This window comes from Ruegeria sp. BH8, assembly GCF_056538065.1.
On sequence record NZ_JBQFSP010000006.1, the window covers coordinates 41,468 to 60,828 of the forward strand.

17 protein-coding genes and 1 tRNA gene are annotated in these 19,361 nt (G+C 58.0%); 8 read left to right on the forward strand and 10 right to left on the reverse strand.

What is annotated here, in order from left to right; genetic code table 11:
• Positions 1 to 19 precede the first annotated feature (19 nt).
• The 3 genes from ACR0AD_RS12170 (at position 20) to speB (ending at position 3,337) form a co-directional block, all read left to right on the forward strand.
• Positions 20 to 1,243, forward strand: a complete 1,224-nt coding sequence (locus ACR0AD_RS12170; protein ID WP_480482112.1) for a saccharopine dehydrogenase family protein — start codon at positions 20 to 22, stop codon at positions 1,241 to 1,243.
• Positions 1,244 to 1,328: 85 nt separating this feature from the next.
• Positions 1,329 to 2,498 (forward strand): carboxynorspermidine decarboxylase, encoded by a 1,170-nt coding sequence (gene nspC, locus ACR0AD_RS12175; protein WP_480482114.1) that lies wholly within the window; start codon positions 1,329 to 1,331, stop codon positions 2,496 to 2,498.
• Positions 2,495 to 3,337, forward strand: coding sequence for an agmatinase (speB, locus tag ACR0AD_RS12180; RefSeq protein ID WP_480482116.1), 843 nt, complete (start codon positions 2,495 to 2,497; stop codon positions 3,335 to 3,337). The genes nspC and speB overlap by 4 nt, the downstream gene beginning before the upstream one ends.
• Here speB and ACR0AD_RS12185 read toward each other — a convergent pair.
• Positions 3,334 to 3,924, reverse strand: a complete 591-nt coding sequence (locus ACR0AD_RS12185; RefSeq protein ID WP_267365093.1) for an HD domain-containing protein — start codon at positions 3,922 to 3,924, stop codon at positions 3,334 to 3,336. The genes speB and ACR0AD_RS12185 overlap by 4 nt on opposite strands.
• 101 nt (positions 3,925 to 4,025) lie before the next feature.
• Between ACR0AD_RS12185 and ACR0AD_RS12190 the strand changes: the two genes are divergently transcribed.
• Complete coding sequence (locus tag ACR0AD_RS12190) at positions 4,026 to 4,859, forward strand: LysR family transcriptional regulator (protein ID WP_480482118.1); 834 nt, start codon at positions 4,026 to 4,028, stop codon at positions 4,857 to 4,859.
• A 2-nt stretch (positions 4,860 to 4,861) separates the two neighbouring features.
• On the opposite strand, the gene lptF is transcribed toward ACR0AD_RS12190, so the two are convergent.
• On the reverse strand, positions 4,862 to 6,001 hold the full coding sequence (gene lptF, locus ACR0AD_RS12195; RefSeq protein WP_480487677.1) for an LPS export ABC transporter permease LptF: 1,140 nt from the start codon (positions 5,999 to 6,001) through the stop codon (positions 4,862 to 4,864).
• Positions 6,002 to 6,437: 436 nt separating this feature from the next.
• Here lptF and ACR0AD_RS12200 point away from each other — a divergent pair, with 436 nt between their 5' ends.
• Entirely contained in the window at positions 6,438 to 6,656 is a 219-nt protein-coding gene (locus tag ACR0AD_RS12200; protein ID WP_480487675.1) for a hypothetical protein, read from the forward strand.
• A 164-nt stretch (positions 6,657 to 6,820) separates the two neighbouring features.
• On the opposite strand, the gene ACR0AD_RS12205 is transcribed toward ACR0AD_RS12200, so the two are convergent.
• Positions 6,821 to 6,896, reverse strand: a tRNA-Trp gene (locus ACR0AD_RS12205).
• 141 nt (positions 6,897 to 7,037) lie between these two features.
• Between ACR0AD_RS12205 and ACR0AD_RS12210 the strand changes: the two genes are divergently transcribed.
• Entirely contained in the window at positions 7,038 to 7,742 is a 705-nt protein-coding gene (locus ACR0AD_RS12210; protein ID WP_480487673.1) for a lysophospholipid acyltransferase family protein, read from the forward strand.
• On the opposite strand, the gene ACR0AD_RS12215 is transcribed toward ACR0AD_RS12210, so the two are convergent.
• The 5 genes from ACR0AD_RS12215 to ACR0AD_RS12235 form a co-directional block, all read right to left on the reverse strand.
• The gene (locus ACR0AD_RS12215) at positions 7,739 to 7,984 is read right to left on the reverse strand and encodes a MoaD/ThiS family protein (RefSeq protein ID WP_170346142.1); all 246 of its coding nucleotides are present in this window, start codon (positions 7,982 to 7,984) and stop codon (positions 7,739 to 7,741) included. The two genes, ACR0AD_RS12210 and ACR0AD_RS12215, sit on opposite strands and share 4 nt — an antisense overlap.
• Positions 7,977 to 10,232 carry a xanthine dehydrogenase family protein molybdopterin-binding subunit gene (locus ACR0AD_RS12220; RefSeq protein WP_480487671.1) on the reverse strand — a complete coding sequence of 752 codons (2,256 nt, stop codon included), beginning with the start codon at positions 10,230 to 10,232 and terminating at the stop codon, positions 7,977 to 7,979. Before ACR0AD_RS12220 ends, ACR0AD_RS12215 begins: the two co-directional genes overlap by 8 nt.
• A complete protein-coding gene (locus ACR0AD_RS12225) occupies positions 10,232 to 10,711 on the reverse strand; it encodes a (2Fe-2S)-binding protein (protein WP_209597982.1) in 480 nt (159 codons plus the stop codon). The genes ACR0AD_RS12220 and ACR0AD_RS12225 overlap by 1 nt, the downstream gene beginning before the upstream one ends.
• A complete protein-coding gene (locus tag ACR0AD_RS12230) occupies positions 10,708 to 11,574 on the reverse strand; it encodes an FAD binding domain-containing protein (protein ID WP_480482127.1) in 867 nt (288 codons plus the stop codon). The genes ACR0AD_RS12225 and ACR0AD_RS12230 overlap by 4 nt, the downstream gene beginning before the upstream one ends.
• Before the next feature lie 125 nt (positions 11,575 to 11,699).
• Complete coding sequence (locus ACR0AD_RS12235; RefSeq protein WP_480487669.1) at positions 11,700 to 14,912, reverse strand: reductive dehalogenase; 3,213 nt, start codon at positions 14,910 to 14,912, stop codon at positions 11,700 to 11,702.
• Between the two features lie 75 nt (positions 14,913 to 14,987).
• On the opposite strand from ACR0AD_RS12235, the gene ACR0AD_RS12240 reads away from it, so the two are divergent.
• Both ACR0AD_RS12240 and ACR0AD_RS12245 read left to right on the forward strand, forming a co-directional pair.
• Positions 14,988 to 15,890 carry a LysR family transcriptional regulator gene (locus ACR0AD_RS12240; protein ID WP_480487667.1) on the forward strand — a complete coding sequence of 301 codons (903 nt, stop codon included), beginning with the start codon at positions 14,988 to 14,990 and terminating at the stop codon, positions 15,888 to 15,890.
• A 130-nt stretch (positions 15,891 to 16,020) separates the two neighbouring features.
• On the forward strand, positions 16,021 to 16,722 hold the full coding sequence (locus tag ACR0AD_RS12245) for an SDR family oxidoreductase (RefSeq protein WP_480487665.1): 702 nt from the start codon (positions 16,021 to 16,023) through the stop codon (positions 16,720 to 16,722).
• A 2-nt stretch (positions 16,723 to 16,724) separates the two neighbouring features.
• Here the strand turns inward: ACR0AD_RS12245 and ACR0AD_RS12250 are convergent, their stop codons facing one another.
• A complete protein-coding gene (locus tag ACR0AD_RS12250; protein ID WP_480487663.1) occupies positions 16,725 to 17,996 on the reverse strand; it encodes an NAD(P)/FAD-dependent oxidoreductase in 1,272 nt (423 codons plus the stop codon).
• Between the two features lie 176 nt (positions 17,997 to 18,172).
• Entirely contained in the window at positions 18,173 to 19,330 is a 1,158-nt protein-coding gene (locus ACR0AD_RS12255; RefSeq protein ID WP_480487661.1) for an acyl-CoA dehydrogenase family protein, read from the reverse strand.
• Between the last annotated feature and the right edge of the window lie 31 nt (positions 19,331 to 19,361).

Consider the following 19,361-nt stretch of genomic DNA (forward strand, 5'->3'; position numbering starts at 1 on the left):
CTGAGAGGAGATCACCCCCATGGGCACTTTGAGTGGCAAAACACTGGTTGTCGGCGCGGGCGGCGTATCCCACGCTGCCGTGCACAAGATGGCAATGAATTCGGATATCTTCACCGAAATCACACTGGCCAGCCGCACGAAATCGAAATGCGACGCGATCGCCACGTCGGTGAAAGACCGTGTGGGAGTTGATATCGCGACCGCCGAACTGGACGCCTACAAGGTCGAAGACACCGTAAAGCTGATCAAGGAAACTGGTGCTGAAATCCTCGTGAACCTCGCCCTGCCCTATCAGGATCTGGTGCTGATGGACGCATGCCTTGAGGCGGGCATTCATTATGTGGATACGGCAAACTATGAGCCCGAGGATGAGGCCAAGTTCGAATACCACTGGCAATGGGCCTATCAGGAACGGTTCAAAGCGGCCGGTTTGACCGCCATCCTTGGTTCGGGCTTCGATCCCGGCGTTACATCGGTCTTTGCCAAATGGTTGAAAAAGCACAAGCTGGACACCATCCGCCAGATCGACGTGCTGGACGCCAATGGCGGTTCGAACGATCAGGAATTTGCCACCAACTTCAACCCCGAAATCAACCTGCGCGAAGTGCTGGCCGAAGTGCGCCACTGGGAAGGTGGCGAATGGAAACACTCTCCCGCCATGACCCACAAGGTCGAGTTCGATTTCCCCGCCATCGGCCCTAAGAACATGTACCTGATGTATCACGAGGAACTGGAATCGCTCTCGACCCACTTCCCCGAGATCGAGCGCGCCCGCTTCTGGATGACCTTCGGCGACGCCTATATCATGCATGCCAAGGTCTTGGAAAATGTCGGCATGACCCGCATCGACCCAGTGATGCATGACGGCAAGGAAATCATCCCGATCCAGTTCCTGAAAACCCTTTTGCCCGATCCCGGTGATCTGGGCGCGGAAACCAAGGGCAAGGCCTGCATCGGCGACATCGCCACAGGTCAGGCCAAGGATGGCTCGGGCGAGAAGACTTATTACATCTACAACATCTGCGATCATCAGGAATGCTACGCGGAAGTCGGCAGCCAGGCTGTCAGCTACACCACCGGTGTCCCCGCCATGATCGGCGCGGCGCAGGTGCTGAAAGGCAACTGGACCGAGCCCGGCGTTTGGAACATGGAACAACTCGACCCGGACGACTTCATGGCCATGCTGAACGAACATGGCCTGCCGTGGCAGGTCCATGAACTCGACGGCCCGGTCACCTTCTGATCCGCTTCAGCTTCATCTGGCCCTAAATATCCCGGGGGTCCGGGGGCAGCGCCCCCGGCCTCTCCACCAAACGGAGACGCCGGTTATGTCCGACATGATGACCACACAGGCCGGAGACGCCGGCGCCTTCCGCAATTTCAACCTCTCCCGTGTACCCAGCCCTTGCTTTGTCGTCGACGAAAAGGCGGTTGAACGGAACCTGAAAATCCTCGCTGATGTCGGAACCCGCTCCGGCGCGCATGTTCTCAGCGCGCTCAAGGCGTTTTCAATGTTCTCACTGGCCCCACTGGTGCGCCAACACCTCGGCGGCACCTGCGCCTCAGGTATCTATGAAGCGCGGCTGGGACGCGAGGAATATGGAGGTGAAGTCGCAACCTTCTGCGCCGGGTACAAAGACGCCGACATCGACGAAATCCTGTCGCAGTCCGATCACGTCATCTTCAACTCCGCTGCCCAAAAGGACCGGTTTCTCGCCAAAGCCCAAACCGCCAAAGTGCAGGTTGGCCTGCGCATCAATCCGGAACATTCCGAAGGCGAGGTTCCGAAATACGATCCCTGCGCCCCGTGCTCGCGCCTTGGCACACCAGTCAGCCAACTGACCGCCGACACGTTGCGCGGCGTTGACGGCTTGCACATGCATACGCTTTGCGAACAGGGGTTTGCGCCTTTGCAGCGCACCTGGGACGCTGTCGAACCGAAGCTCAAACCCTACCTTGATCAACTCAAGTGGGTGAACTTTGGCGGTGGCCACCACATCACCCGCGACGATTATGACCGCGACGGGCTGGTGGCCTTCCTCAAGGACATTCGCGAAACCTATGGCATTGATGTTTACCTTGAACCCGGTGAGGCTGTGGCGCTGGACGCAGGTATTCTGATCGGTGAAATCCTCGACCTGCCGACCAACGGCATGAACCTCGCGATCACTGATATCTCGGCCACATGTCACATGCCCGACGTGATCGAGGCCCCCTATCGCCCTGCCCTTATGGATGAAGCCAAAACAGGCCATACCTATCGCCTTGGCGGCCCGTCCTGTCTGGCGGGTGACGTGATTGGCGACTACACCTGGGGCAAGCCGCTGGAGATCGGACAGCGTTTTGCCTTCCTCGATCAGGCACATTACTCGATGGTCAAAACAAACACTTTCAATGGCGTCCCCCTGCCCACAATCGCCCTGTGGAACAGCGAAACGGACGAGCTGAAGATCATCCGGCAGTTCGGATATGACGACTTCAAGGACAGACTCTCATGAGCATTTTTCTCGACAGCGAATTGACCGCATCCGAACGCACCGAAGATGCCCGCTTTCGCGTGATCCCGGTGCCTTTGGAGCGCACGGTCTCTTACGGGGCCGGCACGGCCAAAGGCCCCGAGGCAATTATCGAGGCCAGTAATGAACTGGAACGCATCACCGGTCACGCGGAGCCCTGTGTCGAAGGGATTTTCACCGAAGAACCGCTAAATTGTGACGGCCCGTTGCCCGAGGTAATGGAACGCCTTGCGCACCGCACCGAAGCTGCAATTCGGGCTGGAAAGGTACCGGTCACTTTGGGCGGCGAGCATTCCCTCAGCTATGGCGCAGTGATAGGTGTGGCCCGTGCGCTAAACCAACCCATCGGCATCGTCCAGATCGACGCCCATGCCGACCTGCGCAACGCATATCAGGGCGAAAAACACTCTCACGCCTCAGTGATGCACCTGCTTGCCGAAGAGGGCGTTCGGCTCGCCCAGTTCGGTGTCCGCGCTTTTTCAACTGAAGAGGCCCAAAGCCGACTGAGAAACCACGTCTTTCACGTGGATGCCGAGGAACTGGTGACAGGTAACATCCATTCGGTCGACCTGCCTGCAGACTTCCCCGAGCTGGTCTATGTCAGTTTCGACGTCGACGGGCTGGATCCATCGCTGATGCCCGCCACTGGAACACCGGTGCCTGGCGGGTTGGGCTATTACCAGGCACTGCGGCTAGTCGAGCACGCGCTCAAGGGGCGCAGATGCGTGGGATTCGATGTGGTTGAGCTGGCCCCGGACGGCAATGCCGCCTGGGACTTCACCACAGCTCAGATTGTCTATCGCCTGATGGCTGCCTGTTAATCTTCGGCAGTTTCGTTCAGTTCCATATGGCCTTCGCCCTTGCTCAGGATGCGGCGCAGCATGGGTTCAAAAAACTCCAGCGGTTTCGTCGGATAGTCTGGGTCAAACGCCTTCTGATCGTATTCATGGCAGAAATAGCGGCAGTCCTCCCAATGGGGGCTGTCGCGATACTTGTCGCGCGCGTTTCGGTCTCCTCCAAGGTGGTGGTTGTAGTAGTAACCCTGAAACACGCAATGGTGCTTGAGTATCCAATAGGTTTTCTCGCTGACATAGGGCTTCATCATCGCCGCTGACAGCTCTCCATGGTTGTAGGGTGACAGAATATCACCGGTATCGTGGATTAGGGCAGCGACCACCAACTCCTCTTCCGCGCCATCCTCATAAGCCCGGGTCGCGGCCTGAAGGCTGTGCTGATACCGGTTGATGGGATAGGGTGTCCATTCCTCGTCCAGTGACCGAATGGCGTCCAGAATGCGATCCGGCAAGGCGGCATTATACGCCTCTTCATAATCCATAACGGCGTCCCAGTCGGCCTTGGTGGCATTCTCAAAACTAGTCCAGGTCGGTTTGTGGCTTTTGTCCAGCATGGCTGATCCTTTGGCGTGTTTCCCGAAGCCGACAATATTACGAGTCGCAACTTCAAAAAAATGAATTGATTTTATCACAACGATCAAAAAATACTCTCGGTATGCGAACCAAAGCTTTGGAAACCTTTCTATGTGTGGCGGAGACAGGTGGTTTTCATGCCGCTGCCCGTAAGCTGAATGTAACTCAAACGGCCGTCAGCGCGCGCATTCATCTGATCGAAGAAGAAACCGGCAGACCACTATTCACCCGCGGAGCCGGTGGCACTTCGCTGACCGAGTTTGGCCAACAATTCAAACCGTATGCAGAACAAATACTATCCCTTTGGGCCTTCGCGTCGCGGGATTTACCGTTGCAGACACAGAACCGTCCAGCGCTTCGGTTGGGTAGTCAGCTTAGCATCTGGGACCCTTTGCTTGTGGATCTGGCTGTTCGGTTTGAACAGCGCTTTGACAAACTGCTGCTGACACTGAATTACGACCACGATCTGAACATGGTTGAAGCTGTTGCGACCCATGTGCTGGACGTGGCGATCACGCATGAAACGCCATCAGACCGACGCGTCACCTATCACGAGCTGGAACCGGAGCTTCTAACCCTGGTCAGAACCCCGCAAGCAGCAACAGCAGAAAACGATTTGGTCTTCGTCAACCTTGAACTTGGAGAGATTTACCAAGATCACATCAGATCGGCTGTGCGACGCGCCTCGGGGCAGACCTTGTTTCTGGGTAATTGCATGATGGCACTACGTTATGTCCTGCAAAGAGGCGGATGCGGCTACTTCCCCGATTACGTTACTTCGCAACATCTGGCTTCGGGTGCACTCGAACCGGTCGAGGACAGTGTGAGCCTGCGGCTGCCAATGTATCTGGTCGCCCGTGGTGATCGCGAAGAATTCGACGACATTCGTTGTTGTCTGGAAGAACTTCGAACCTGAAATCAAGCGGGTGTTGGGATGACCTCGGACCCGCGCGCACGTTTCCGCAAAAGCGGACGACCTGCGACAAGCAGAAAACAGCACGAAATCAGCACACCCATTATGGCGGGAAGGTAAAGCAGCGCCCAAAGCCTCGGGTCATCAATCACAACCGGGGACACAAACCCGCGAACGCCTTCAAGCAGTACAAGTATGGTAAATGCACCCAAAATCTGAGGCCACAATCCAAACCGTGAAAAGCTGCCCAGCATCAGGGTCGAATACCCCGCCAGCGACACCGCAATGCAAATAACTATCCAGGAAAAACGCTGGTGCAATTCTTCGATCAACTTACCCTGGCTGAACCCTTCGGTTTTTGAGATCGCATCACGGTCGAAGATCAGATCAGATGTCGGAATGGCTTCGAGGCTGCGATGCGCCATTGGGCTTGTGTTCGTCAGCTCAGAGATGTCGTATGATGCGTCCTGAAACAGGGTCGAGGACAGAACCCTGCCCACCTTGTTCAGGCGCAGCGCTACCCCGTCGACCATCACCAGATGAATTCCTGCGTCGTTGTTGACCAGATAGGCGGTCACGCTGGAATAGCTGACCGCGTTTTCCGGGTCGCGGCGATCCGATACGAACACCTCGTGCAACGTACCGTCCAAATCGATGCCACCGATGTAAACCGTAACATCTTCGGCGGGGTGCAGAAATTCGCCTTCATTCAACAACTGCGCTGTCACATCTCCTGCTACTTCGGCTTGCCGGTATTCCAATTGTTGGACCGATGCAGGGCGCAGGAACACACTGATGGCAGCCATCATCAGACCAGTGATCACACCGAACAAAACAACGGCCCGCGCTAGTCGCCACGGGCTTGACCCGGTTGCCAGCATCACTGTCATCTCGCTTTCGCGACTCAATCTGTTGGTCGCATAGACGGCAGCCGCAAATACCGCCATCGGCATAACCGTACGAACAAGCGTTGGCAGGGTAAGCGCGGTGAATTCAAGAAACACCATAGCGGACTGGCCACCGCTGATGACTTTGTCAAACAGGCTGACAGAACGGGTGATCCAGAAGACACCCACCAGGACGAGGGTGAAGAAGCCGAATAAAACCAGCAATTGCCGCAGAAAATATCCATCAAAACGCGACATATATCCTCATCCGGCTGATTGCGTCGTGGCCGGACAATAAGTCAATCGCCCACCCAAGGAAACCTCGATTACCGCCTCAGAACCGGCATCGACGGCAACCTAGTTATTCGGACATAGGAAGGGCGCGCTCAACCACAAGCGCGCCCCGGCCACAGGAGGGAAAAACAAAACAGCGTCATGTACCGAACGTGAGCGCCAACTCGTAACAGTTGTAAGTAAAGCGGGATTCTAGTGATTGGTCTGTGATTTAGTTCACCTTTGAACCGGTCACATGAACACTCTTATGGACAAGAACCCCAGCAAAAAGTTAACGATACGTTAACGCCTTGTTTCCAGCCCATTCACTGTACTACCCACATAGTGATACCTGTCGGTTTTGGGAATGTCCGTGACAGGACGATTGCAAATAACAGTATCAGTTGGCACAAGGGGTCCGATGGCAATGCATAAACCTTCGACATCAGAAGCCGCTGCACTGAATGCGCAATTACTGAAAAAGACCGACTCGGATTACGATGTCGCTATGTGGGCCGCGTGTGCATTGATGGCGCTCCACTCAGACAAACCAGCGGTGTTTCAAGAATATCAGAATATGTGGGCTGAAAAACTGGATGCGGTACGCCCGCACGAAAAAACAGGTGCCAACAAAAGATAACAACAGGTCACGATGGCCTCGCGTCATTGTAGCAGTGTTGTCGAAGCCAATGCTGCGACTAGTATTGATCCAAGCGCGAAATAGCTGAAGACAGGTATAGCGAACTCAAAGGCTGAAACCCGTTCATCCTTGGAAATCACAACTTAGTATTCGGACAATTTCAATGGCAGGGGCAGCAGGGTTCGAACCCGCGACCTACGGTTTTGGAGACCGTCGCTCTACCAACTGAGCTATACCCCTGTAGTGAGCCCCAGATATGCCAGCCGCGCGGCGGACTCAAGAGGCTTTTTCAGATTCCGAGCCACGAAGTGCCCGGACAAACAAGTTGCGCAAACCGCGTGGTGCGCTAAGACAAGGACCGGTTAGCAGAAGGAACCCGGCGTGAACCTCCGAAAGAAGATTGCAAACAGCGAAGCTGTGCTAAACTGGGTGGCGCGTCGGATTGCAAACTATATTCGGCTGGTACACCGCAACACACGCTGGCAGCGCATCGGCTATGAAGAGCTGGACCAGTTGGCCGAACAGGGTGAGCCGGTCATCGTTGTTCTCTGGCATCAACGGCTGGCGCAGTCGCCCTATTTCTTCCCACTCGACAAGGGGCGCATCTGTTCGATTACATCGTCTGCGCGGGCTGGCAGCATGGTGGGGCGCGTGCAAAAGCTGTTCGGAATGGACACGATTGCCATGTCCAGTCATCAGCGCCACGTGGCGTTATCACGCGAAGTGCTTGGAAAGATGAAACAGGGAATATCCATTGGCATAGCGGCGGACGGACCCCGTGGACCAGAGCGGGTTTTGTCAACGGTTCCGCTGGTCTGGGCGCGCACATCAGGCAAACGCGTGTTTGGTATTACCTTTTCGGCGAAACATGGGCGCGAAGCAGGAACATGGGATCATCTATTGATGCCCCGCCCATGGGGTAACGAGGGGGTGTTTCTGTGCCGGGAATGGACAGAAACAGTTCCGCGCAAAGCCAGTGAAGACGAAATCGAAACCCTGCGCCAAAGCCTTGAGCAGCATATGAACGATATCACGGCCGAGGCAGACCGATTGGTCGGGCGCGAACCTTGGTCGCCTGACGCTTAACCGCCCCTCAGCCTTTGCATCAGATAGACTTCACTACCCTCTGGAATTGGTTCGGTCAGTCCGGTCGCGATCACGCGCCCGTCGACAGCGATAGACACGCCAGCGTCGATGGGTGCCTGAAGCTGCGGATGTGCACGCACGAGCGCGCGCAGCAACTCGCCAGTGGTTTTGGCCTCGACCTCAACCACCTGCTGCCCCCCGGTCAGTGACCGGAGGCCGGACCAGAGGTGAACCTCAACCATTGTCCTTGAGAGCGGCCAGAATACGTGGCGGCGACATCGGCAACCGCTTCATCCGCACGCCAGCCGCGTTGGACACAGCGTTGGCAATGGCGGCCAGTGGCGGCACGATACCCGTCTCACCCACACCGCGAACGCCAAACGGGTGGCCCGGATTCGGAACCTCGACGATCACGGTGTCGATCATCGGCAGGTCGCTGGCCACCGGGATGCGGTAGTCGAGAAAGATCGAGTTCTGCAAGCGACCGTCTTCGCCGTAGATATATTCCTCGTTCAGGGCCCAACCGATACCTTGCGCTGCACCGCCCTGATACTGGCCTTCGACATAGGTCGGGTGGATCGCCTTGCCCGCGTCCTGAATGACCGTGTAGCGGGTCACATTGGTCTTACCGGTTTCCGGGTCAACCTCGGCATCGACGATATGGGTGCCAAAAGACACGCCGGCACCTTCGGGGGTTGCCTCGAAATGGCCCGAGATCGGACCACCCGTGCGGCCCATATCAGCGGTGATATCGGCCAGCGGCATCGGATCGAAATCGCCTGCATTCGGGCCTGAGGGCACCGCACAGCCGTTTTCCCATTTCACCGCATCAACCGGGATGCCCCATTTGGCCGCGGCCCGTTCGCACAGTTTCTCAACCGCGTGTCTCGCAGCTTTGATCGTCGCCAGCCCTGACGCGTAGGTCACGCGAGAGCCATGGCTTACGTCATTGTAGCCCAGCGTGGCCGTATCGGCGATGGTCACCCGGATGTTTTCATACGGGATGCCCAGAACCTCGGCCGCCATCAGGGCCATCGACGCGCGCGAGCCACCGATATCAGGCGTTCCGACCATCACCTGAGCCGAGCCATCCTCGGACAAGGCAAGCGAAACGCTGGTCTCGCCACCATGGTTAAACCAGAAGCCACAGGAAATACCGCGCCCCTGCCCCGGCTTCAGCGGAGCTGAATAATGAGGATGCGCCTTGGCTGCCTCCAGCGTTTCGACAAGACCGATGCGCTCGTAGGTAGGTCCATAGCTGGCTTTCGTGCCCTCATGCGCGGCGTTCTTCAGACGCACCTCAACGGGGTCGAGACCCAGCTTGTTGCACAACTCGTCAATCACGGACTCGACTGCAAAGGCGCCCATTGGTGCACCCGGCGCGCGGTACGCTGCCTGCTTTGGGCGGTTGGCCATCACGTCATAGCCGATCTGCTTGACGTTGGTCAGGTTGTAGGGTGCGAAGGCACACATGGCTGTCATGTCGCCCGGCGCGCCGGGAAAGGCCCCGCCCTGCAAGCGGAAAACACCCTGAGCCGCCGAGATCGTGCCGTCTTTCTTCATGCCGATCTTGACGTCCATCGAGGCAGACGAAGTCGGACCAGTGGCCCGGAACACTTCGGACCGGGTCATCACAAGCTTGACCGGGCGATTGGCCTTACGGCTGAGCGCTAGTGCGACGGGTTCGATGAAAACGGTTGTCTTACCGCCAAACCCTCCGCCGATCTCAGACGCAGTGACGCGCAGCTGCGAGGTTTCGATGCCCAGAAGAGCGGCACAGGTTTTCTGCGCAATCCAATGCCCTTGTGTCGTGCACCACAACTCACCCTTGCCGTCATTACCCAATATGGCCAGACAGGCGTGCGGTTCAATATAACCCTGATGCGTCGCTTCGGTGACGAAACTATCTTCGATGATCAGATCAGCTTCGGCAAATCCGGCCTCGACATCGCCGTGACCACTTTCATGATAGCGGACAACGTTCGGGTGCATTCCTTCCGGCACGGAATAATCCGCTGCCCCTTCGCGGATCACAGGCGCATCCGGTGCCATCGCCTTATCCACATCGGTGACGTGGGGCAGAACTTCGTATTCGACCTCGATCAGCTTGAGCGCGTCACGCGCCGCCAATGCCGAAGTCGCAGCGACCGCTGCAACCGCGTGCCCGTCATATAGCGCTTTCTCACCGGCCATAACGTTTTCCAGAACGTTATAGAATTCACCTTCCAGACCGGGCTTGAACGGCACGTCAGCAAAGTCGGCGCGCGTCACAACTGCTTTGACATCCTTATGTGCCTCGGCTTTCGACGCGTCGATCTTCACGATCCGCGCATGCGCATGTGGTGAGCGCAGGATCGCGCCATGCAGCATTCCCGGGGCGTAGGCATCCGCTCCGAATTTGGCGCGGCCGGTCACCTTGTCCAGACCGTCGGGACGGTTGGGGCGGGTGCCGACAAAAGTGAAGTCTGATTTCCGATCGTCCAGAGCCATTACGACGCCTCCCGCATCTCAGCCGCCGTATCCATCACGGCGCGAATGATCTTGTCATATCCAGTACAGCGGCAGAGGTTGCCTGCCAGCCAATACCGCGTCTCTTCCTCGGTCGGGTTCGGGTTTTTCTCCAGCAAAGACTTGGCCGCCACCAGAATGCCCGGCGTGCAGATGCCGCATTGCAGGGCAGCGTATTCGATCATCTTCTTTTGCAGCGGATGCAGAATATCACCGTCGGCAATGCCTTCGACCGTTTCGATCTGCTTACCTTCGGCCTCGACACCCAGCATCAGACATGAACAGACCAGACGGCCATCAACGGTGACCGAGCACGCGCCGCAATCGCCGGTGCCACAGCCCTCTTTCGCGCCTGTCAGGTTCAGCTTGTCGCGCAGACAATCCAGCAGGGTTTCACGCGGATCACACAGGTATTCGACCGCATCGCCATTCACGGTGGTGGTTACGTGGAGCTTTTTCATGCGTTTTCTCCCTTCGCGCGGGCATAGGCAATTTTCGCGGCGCGCTTTGCCAGAACGCCTGCGACCTCGGTACGGAACGCGATCGTGCCGCGCTTGTCGTCAATCGGGTTACAGGCGGCAGAGGCGGCGGCGGCCAACGCATCCAGGGCCGCATCATCCAGCGCGCTGCCGATAATGGCCTTGGCACAGTCTTCGACCAGCAGAACGGTCGGGGCCACGGCGCCCAGTGATACACGGGCCTCGGTGATGGTGTCGCCGTCAAGACGCAGGTTCACACCAACGCCAACCACAGCGATGTCCATTTCGGTGCGGGGGATGAACCGCAGATAGGCATCGCCGCCGTTTTCGCCACGTGCCGGGATATTGACCGCCGAGATCAGCTCGCCTTTGGCCAGCGAGGTTTTACCGGGGCCGGTCGGAATATCCTCGACCGCGACTTCGCGAGTGCCGTCCGGGCCGGTCACGGTAACAGTCACACCAGCTGCGACCATGGCGGGCACGGAATCAGCCGCAGGTGAGCCGTTACACAGGTTACCGGTCGGTGTTGCGCGCCCCTGCACCTGGGTTGATCCGATCAGGTCCATCGCCTCGACCACACCGGGCCAGTCACGACCCAACTCGGGATGCTCGCTCATTTCGGCACCGGTTGCGGCAATTCCCAACGTCCAGCTTCCATCAGCATTGCGGGTAATGTCGTGTACACCGTTGATTTTCTTGATGTCGATCAGCGTATCAGGCGTCACCAACTCCGAGCGCAGCTGCACCAAAACGTCGGTGCCGCCCGCCAGAAAGCGCGTGATGCCCGTCGCATTTGCGGCCAGAGCCGAAGCCTCGGCAAAGCTGGCGGGGCTGTGATAATCCATAATGCTACCTCGCACCTGTTGGTCAGGGATATCTGGGTTCGGGGCGACGTTAATTCACCACCCACCTGACGTCCATGGGCCGAGCGACCAAATTTAACCGTCCAAAGGTCGCTTTCTGACCATGCTTACAGATCGAGCTCGATCACACCATCCGGCTCCGCAGCGCGGCTTTGGCACAGAATCATCGCCCCTTGGCGCTGCTTTTTGGACAGCACGAAATCCCGATGCTCGACCTCGCCCGAAAGGACACCGCATTTGCACACACCACAGATACCATCGGCGCATTTCACATCCACGCGAAAACCCGCCTCGTTCAGAACCTGAGCGGCATCCTTGTCTGCGGGCACAGGCAACGTTTTACCTGAACGCGCGAGTTTCAGGATAAATGGGTGGTTTTCGTAGTCCGGGGTTTCCGGGACCGAGAAATACTCAAGATGTCGGGCCTCTTCGGGGAAACCCTGATGTTCCGCGGCCTGCATGACCCCTTCCATGTACCGATCAGGCCCGCATGTATAGAGGTGCCATCCCTGCTGATACCCCGACAGGATCGCATCCAGATCAGCGCGCGAGCCTTCATCCGAGAAATGGTAGTGGACGCGGTTCGCCCAGGGCATCCCCGCCAGATCATCCAGATACCCCGCCCCACCCCGCGTGCTGGCCGAGTAGTGCAACTCGAAATCCATGCCCAATGAATGCAGGCGATGAGCAAATGCGATCATCGGGGTTATACCGATACCACCCCCCATCAAAAAGGTTTTGGACGCCCCTTCGTTCAGTTCGAAATGGTTGATCGGTTTCGAGATGAAAACCTTGCGCCCTTCGTTGAAAATTCGGTGCAGCAAGGCCGAGCCACCCCGCCCTTCATCCTCGCGCAGAACACCGATCTGATAAGACCCCCGTTCCGACGGGTCGCCAGACATGGAGTATTGGCGCAGGAACTCTGGCGCGACAAGCACATCCAGATGCGCACCTGCGGACCATTCAGGAAGCGGCGCACCGTCAAGGGAGGAAAACTCATACTTGGTGACATCCGAGGTCATCTTGTCGACCTTGGTCACAGCGACCCGCATCACCGGCGCGTCACCTGCGACCTGATAACGATGAATGATCGACATATCCCCCGCAGCTTTACGCGCCTTGTACTCTTCGGCTGTCACCAAGGCCTCATAGGCGGCAATTCCTGCCTCGCGATCCATTGCAAACGGATAGGGCCAGGGGTGCGGGGCCAGATAGGCCGGGTAGACCGCCAATGTCTGATCTTCGTATCTAAGGTACAGATCCTTTTGCAGATCGCGCCGGTTCAAAGGGTGTGTTGTTGGCCGATACGCCCCGTCGGGCTGCAACTCGATATCCCACCACCATTTCTTGGTGTCGTTCAAACCGCCATTGCCAACCGCATCATCCAGCTTGGCCAATGCAGGCGCCGCCGAGGGGATGTTCATCGCGGCCCAACGGAACGGGCGCTCCTTGAAGATACCCTCAAGGTTCCAAGGGCAGGTCTTCATGCACCGCCCGCACATTGCGCCTCCCGGAGTGGTCACGCGGTAGGTCGCGCATTTCTGGCTGTCGGATTTCCAGATTTCATAGCCGTTGAACATCAGCTTTGGCCCAGCCGTGATCGCGCCCGATGGGCATTCGCGCGCGCATTTGTTGCAAGACTCGCAAAAGCTTTGCAGACCGAAATCGATGGGCCTGTCATGCACGATCGGCATATCCGTGGTCACCACGCCTGATTTCAGTCGCGGCCCAAGATAGGGGTTCAGGATCACTTCGCCGATCCGGCTGACTTCGCCCAGACCGGACAGCAACAAAAGCGGAGGTTGCAGAACTTCGCCATCCATCACCGTATGCGCCTTGGCCTTGTAGCCAAGATTGCGGATCTGCTGTGCAATCACGCCACCCAGCAGCGAAAATCGCAGATAGGCGCGCATCGATTGGGCGACGCTGATCCAGTCGTCGCCGCTGGCACCCTCCATCGTTTCATAACCCTGATCGATGATCATGCTGACGGCCTGATCATGGGGCGGCACGATTTCTTCGCCCGTCGCGTCATGGGAATACCAGGCCCATTCCGGGCAGCGGCTGAGACCCACCGCATCGACCCCCAGAAAATAGGTCGCAGCCTTGATGTTTGCTGCGTTGCGTTGTGCGTCAGATGGCTTGGGCGCGTCAGCGCTTTCACCGTCCTGCAACAGTACAAACGCACCCAAAGCACGGCGTTGGGCAAAACTCGGCGCTGCCTTGCGGACGTAATACCCGCCTTTGGCCGCATCCTGTAGCGACTTGCCCATATCTCCGAACTGCGCCCGAGCAAACATATCTGCACGCTTGGGCACACGAGCGACATTCTCTTCGTCAATAAAGGTCGTTGGTGTCTCGACCCGTTTGAGTTTCTCAAACGGATGCGCCCCGTCCACATAGCGCCGTTTGGCATATGGGTCACGGTTGAGGGCGTTCTTGGCAAAGCCCGTGCCCAACCACCATGCCGGCCCCTGCGTCCGGAACCAGGGCTGATCGGCCATAGGCTTCAGCGGTTTGTCATGGGCGATCGGCATGTCAGTCGTCACGGCGGCCAAACCAAAGCGCTTGCCCAGCCAGGGCACGACAACCTCTCCATCCTCGACCGAAGCCAACCCGGCGGTGACCGCCAGCTTGCCCAAATCAACGTCGGTTGACATCATGCTGTGCGCCCGTGCGTCAAAGCCCAAAAGGCGGATGTAATTGGCGATGACCACCGCATTCTCGGTCGCCAGCAGACAGGCGCGATGATCCTGGGCGTCGACAATCCAATCAGCTCCGGGTTCGGACAGGTCGGGGTCGCGGTTGTGTTCGTAAAGAAAGACAATGCTGTGCCGATGGCTGTCGATTGGCTTGGGCGCGGCCTCCATACTGTCTTTCAGATCAGCCATGATGACGTCGATCCCGGATGCCAGCGTTTTGGTCTGACGGGTGCGCAAAGCGTGGGCAAGCCGGTCAATATCGGGATTGCGGCGGGCCTCGGGCAACAGCGCATCAGATGGCAGCGGTCCGCACCCCATCATCGACGCATCGTTGAAATAGCCGAATGCTTTAATGTGGTTGGCCCGTTCCTGCGGGTTCGATGGAATCTCCGAGGCAACCGGGTTCACCATTCCGTCGCGGATGGCGTCCATCATCGCCTGAAACTCACCCATCGCATTGACGATGCTGTCAGGGTGTTCCGGTCGGCGGAAACTCAGCTCGGCCAAAGGGGGCACAAGCGACAGATCCGGCATGTCATTTTGCCGGGCCAAACGCTCCAGCGGGTAACCGCCCATATGAACGGGCCGGTTTTTGTCCGAGAATAGACGGATCCCCATCGAATATCTCCTGTTGATGCCCGTCCCGTACCCCGCCATGGACAGCAATACCATTCATGATTAATCATAAATAGTATGAGCAAAATTGATTTCACTGACCTTGATGGCAAGGTTCTACGCATTTTTTTGACGATACTCGAGGAAAGCTCGGTCTCGAAAGCCGCAGATCGGCTGGGGGTTACGCAATCTGCGATCAGTCATACACTGGCCAAACTACGGCAGGTTCTGGGCGACCCGCTCTTTGTTCGTTCAGGTCAGGGTCTGACGCCTACCGAACGCGCCCTGTCCCTGAAAGAGCCTGCGCAAAAGGTGCTGGACGGGATGCGCGCGCTGACCGACGGCCGACCGTTCGATCCGTTGTCGGAACAGATCAACATCCGCATTGCCACTAATGACATGCCACGAGAGCTGATCTTTCCACAGCTGCTGCGTCACACCCGCGCCGAAGGCGCGCGCCTGCGGTTGGAATTCATCCCATCGGGTGTGCCCGATCCCGAGTTGTTGCGCAGCGACCGGTGCCAGTTGATGCTGACCCCGCTGCCGCCCGACGGACCAGATATTTTCCAGAAAAGACTGATCGAAAGCCCGCTGATGGTGTTCTACGACTCGACGCAACGCCGACCACCGGGCAGCTGGCAGGACTATTGCCACAGCGACCATGTCGAGGTGCGATTTGCCGATGGCCGAAACGCCCGTGCCGTGATGCGCGGCGTTGATCAAAGCCAGATCAATCCTGCGGTTGTAACCCTGCCGCATTTCAACGCGATCCCGGCCTTTGTGCAGGGCAGCGACCTGATCTCGACAGATACGGCACTGATGAAACAGGGCCCACTTGCCGCGCTGGATTGCGCACCGTTACCTTTCGCCTGCCCGCCTGTGTCCATCTATATGGTCTGGCATCAAAGATCGACCAATGACCCCGCCCATCGCTGGTTACGCGGCCGGATAGAAGCCATCGCAGCGTCCCTTCAGACCTGAGACAGCCGTCAGCTGCGCATGACCCGGGCCAGGTTCGGCTGCGGACACGGTCACGAGTACTCAACAAAACTGATTGGTCAAACCGCAAATCATTCGCCATCCTGAAACCAAATCAAAACGGAGATCTCAGATGGAGAAAGTAGCACTCATCACAGCAGGCGGCAGCGGCATGGGCGCGGATTCCGCGAGGCGGCTGGCCGCAGACGGTTTCAAGGTCGGGATTATGTCATCCTCGGGCAAGGGCGAAGCGCTGGCGCATGAGTTGGGAGGCGTCGGTGTAACCGGCTCGAACCAGTCCACGGTGGATCTGCAAAAGCTTGTTGATGCGGCCATGGCCCATTGGGGGCGCATTGACGTCTTGGTCAATTCCGCCGGCCACGGCCCCCGTGCTCCGATCCTTGAGTTGACGGACGAGGATTGGCACACCGGTATGGACGTCTACTTTATGAATGCGGTCCGCACCACGCGGCTTGTGACACCGATCATGCAGGCGCAGGGCGGTGGATCGATCATCAATATCTCGACCTTCGCTGCATTCGAACCTGACCCGGTTTTCCCGACCTCAGGCGTGTTTCGCGCCGGGCTGGCCGCGTTCACCAAACTGTTCTCGGACAAATACGCTGCCGAAAACATCCGCATGAACAACATCCTGCCCGGTTTCATTGACAGCCTGCCCGAAAAAGAAGAATTCCGCGCGCGCATTCCCATGGGGCGCTATGGGCGCAGTTATGACGAGGTCGCCTCGGTCGTGGCCCTGCTGGCATCCGAAGGCGGTGGCTACATCACCGGGCAGAATATCCGGGTTGATGGTGGCATCACCCGCTCGGTCTGAATTCAGATCCGCGCCTTTATCAGATGCGTCAGCGCCGCGCCGGATTCAAAAAAGGCGCGGCGCACGCGCGTCCAGCTTTCGCGATGCTCATGCACCGCAGGAACGGGCAAAAGCGAAAGCTCACCTGCAAGAAGACTTTTGGCCATCATTCGACCGAACACCGTGCCGGGGCCAATACCACGGCCGGAATATCCGTGCGCGGCCAGAGCGTTGGGGCCAATCTGCGTGATTTTCGGGATATGGTCCGAGGTCATGGCAATCCGCCCGTGCCAACCCTGTTCAAACGGCTGATCGGCAAGCTGAGGATAAAGCTCAGCCAGTTTGCGTCGGACCCATCCGGTATGCACACTGCGTCCTGCATTCCCCAGATCGCCCATGCCGCCAATGATCATCCGCCCCGCCTGATCCAGCCGGAACGACGTCATGATCAGCCCGGTATCCCAGCACCCTTCTGCCTGCGGCAGGATGCTGGCGCGCAGATTATGCGACAACGGGGTCGTTGCGTATTGAAAGTAATAAACGGGAACATAGGCAGGCGCAGTATCTGGCAAGCCAAGGTGATAGGCGTTGGTTGCCTGAATGACGGACCTCGCCCGTACGTTCCCGCCCGGTGTCGTCAATACCCATTGCCCACCTTCGTGCCGAAGGGTCTGTACCGGGCTTTGTTCATGGATCTGCGCCCCGGCCTGAGACGCGGCACGCGCCAATCCCATGACATAAGCCAAGGGTTGTATGGTTCCTGCGCGAGGATCGAACAACGCCCCATGGAAAGCATCGCTACCGGTCCGGTCACGGGCCTGATCCACCGACAGCAGCGCTACCGGCGCGCCAGTCTCGCTTAGCTGGGCATGGCGCGTTTGCAGGTCCTTCAGCCCCGAGGCGGAATGCGCGCAATGCAGGGTTCCGTTGCGAATGGGTTCGCATGTGATGCCGTGTTCTTCGATCAGGGAAAATACGTCCGACGGTGCCTTGCCCAGCAGATCGATCAGGCGATCGCCAGCCTCTGCACCGATATGCGCGCGGATGTCATCCGGTGGCAGCCACAGCCCGGCATTGACCAGACCGACATTGCGCCCCGACCCGCCAAACCCGATCTTCTGCGCTTCCAGCAAACAGACCGAAGCGCCGGACCGGGCTGCCGTCAAGGCAGCTGAACACCCGGTATATCCGCCACCTATGATAGCCAGATCAACGGTTGTATCACTACCCAGCGGCAGAGCTATGACTGCTTCGGTACATGTAGTCCGCCACAGGGCTTGTTCGGGATCGTTCACGTCAGACCTCTGAGTCTTTTCGGCGGATCATCATACCGCTGCACGTCCTTTGCAAGTGGGCAACTGCGGTCGGGTCAGCAACGAAAAAACCCCGCAAGCACGGGCCTGCGAGGTCCAACAGAAGCGAACATTCCGTCAGGAATGATGACATCCGGCAAGAGGCTGCCCGGATACCTTCAGACGTCGAGCGACCGTGCAATCACCTCTTTCATGACCTCGTTCGTGCCGCCGTAAATCATCTGCACGCGCGCGTCTGCGTAGAGGCGGGCAATTGGATACTCCATCATAAAACCGTAACCGCCGAACAGCTGCAGGCATTCGTGCATGATTTCGTTCTGCACCTCTGACCCCCAGTACTTGGCCATCGAGGCGGTTGCCGCGTCCAGTTCGCCTGCCTCCAGCTTGCCGATACAGTCATTGACGAAACTGCGTAGCACCTCGGCTTTGGTCTTGCATTCCGCAAGCTTGAAACGTGTGTTCTGAAAATCCATCACCCGCTGACCGAACGCTTTGCGCTCCTGCACGTACTTTACCGTTTCGGCAATGGCAAAATCGATCGAACCCAGCGCCATGATCGCGATATTCAGCCGTTCCCACGGCAGTTGCTTCATCAGCTGGTAAAACCCCTGCCCTTCCTCGGGGCCCAACAGGTTTGTCATCGGCACTTTGACATCTTCGAAAAACAGCTCGGCCGTGTCGTTGCCCTTCATCCCCAGTTTCTTGAGGTTGCGCCCCCTGCGAAACCCCTCGGCCCCTTCGGTTTCGACCACGATCAATGACACACCCCGCGCGCCCTCGGACTTGTCAGTCTTGGCGGCCACGATGATCAGATCCGCCGTCTGGCCATTCGTGATGAAGATTTTCGAGCCATTCAGCCGGTAGGAGTTTCCGTCCTTCTCGGCCGTTGTGCGCACAGCCTGAACATCCGAGCCGGTGCTAGGTTCCGTCATGGCAAGTGCGCCGACCATCTCACCCGAAGCCAGTTTGGGCAGCCATTTCCGTTTCTGATCTTCGCTGCCATAGGCGGTAAGATAGTGGGTCACGATCGACTGAATACCATAGCCCCAGCCAGCGTCGCCCCGTGCACCCTGTTCGTACGCGGTGATGGCGTCAAAGCCCATACCGCCGCCGACGCCGCCATATTCTTCGGGGATTGCACCAGCCATCAGGCCGGTTTCACCAGCCTTGCGCCAGAAGTCGCGATCAACGGCCCCGTTTTCAACCCAGGCTTCGATATTCGGTGACAGTTCATCATCCATGAATCGGCCAGCCATATCCGCAAACATGCGGTGTTCGTCAGTGATCCATGCCGCGGTCGAAGTGAAAAGTGACATCAAAGGCTCTCCAATCTGTCTTTCGCGAAAG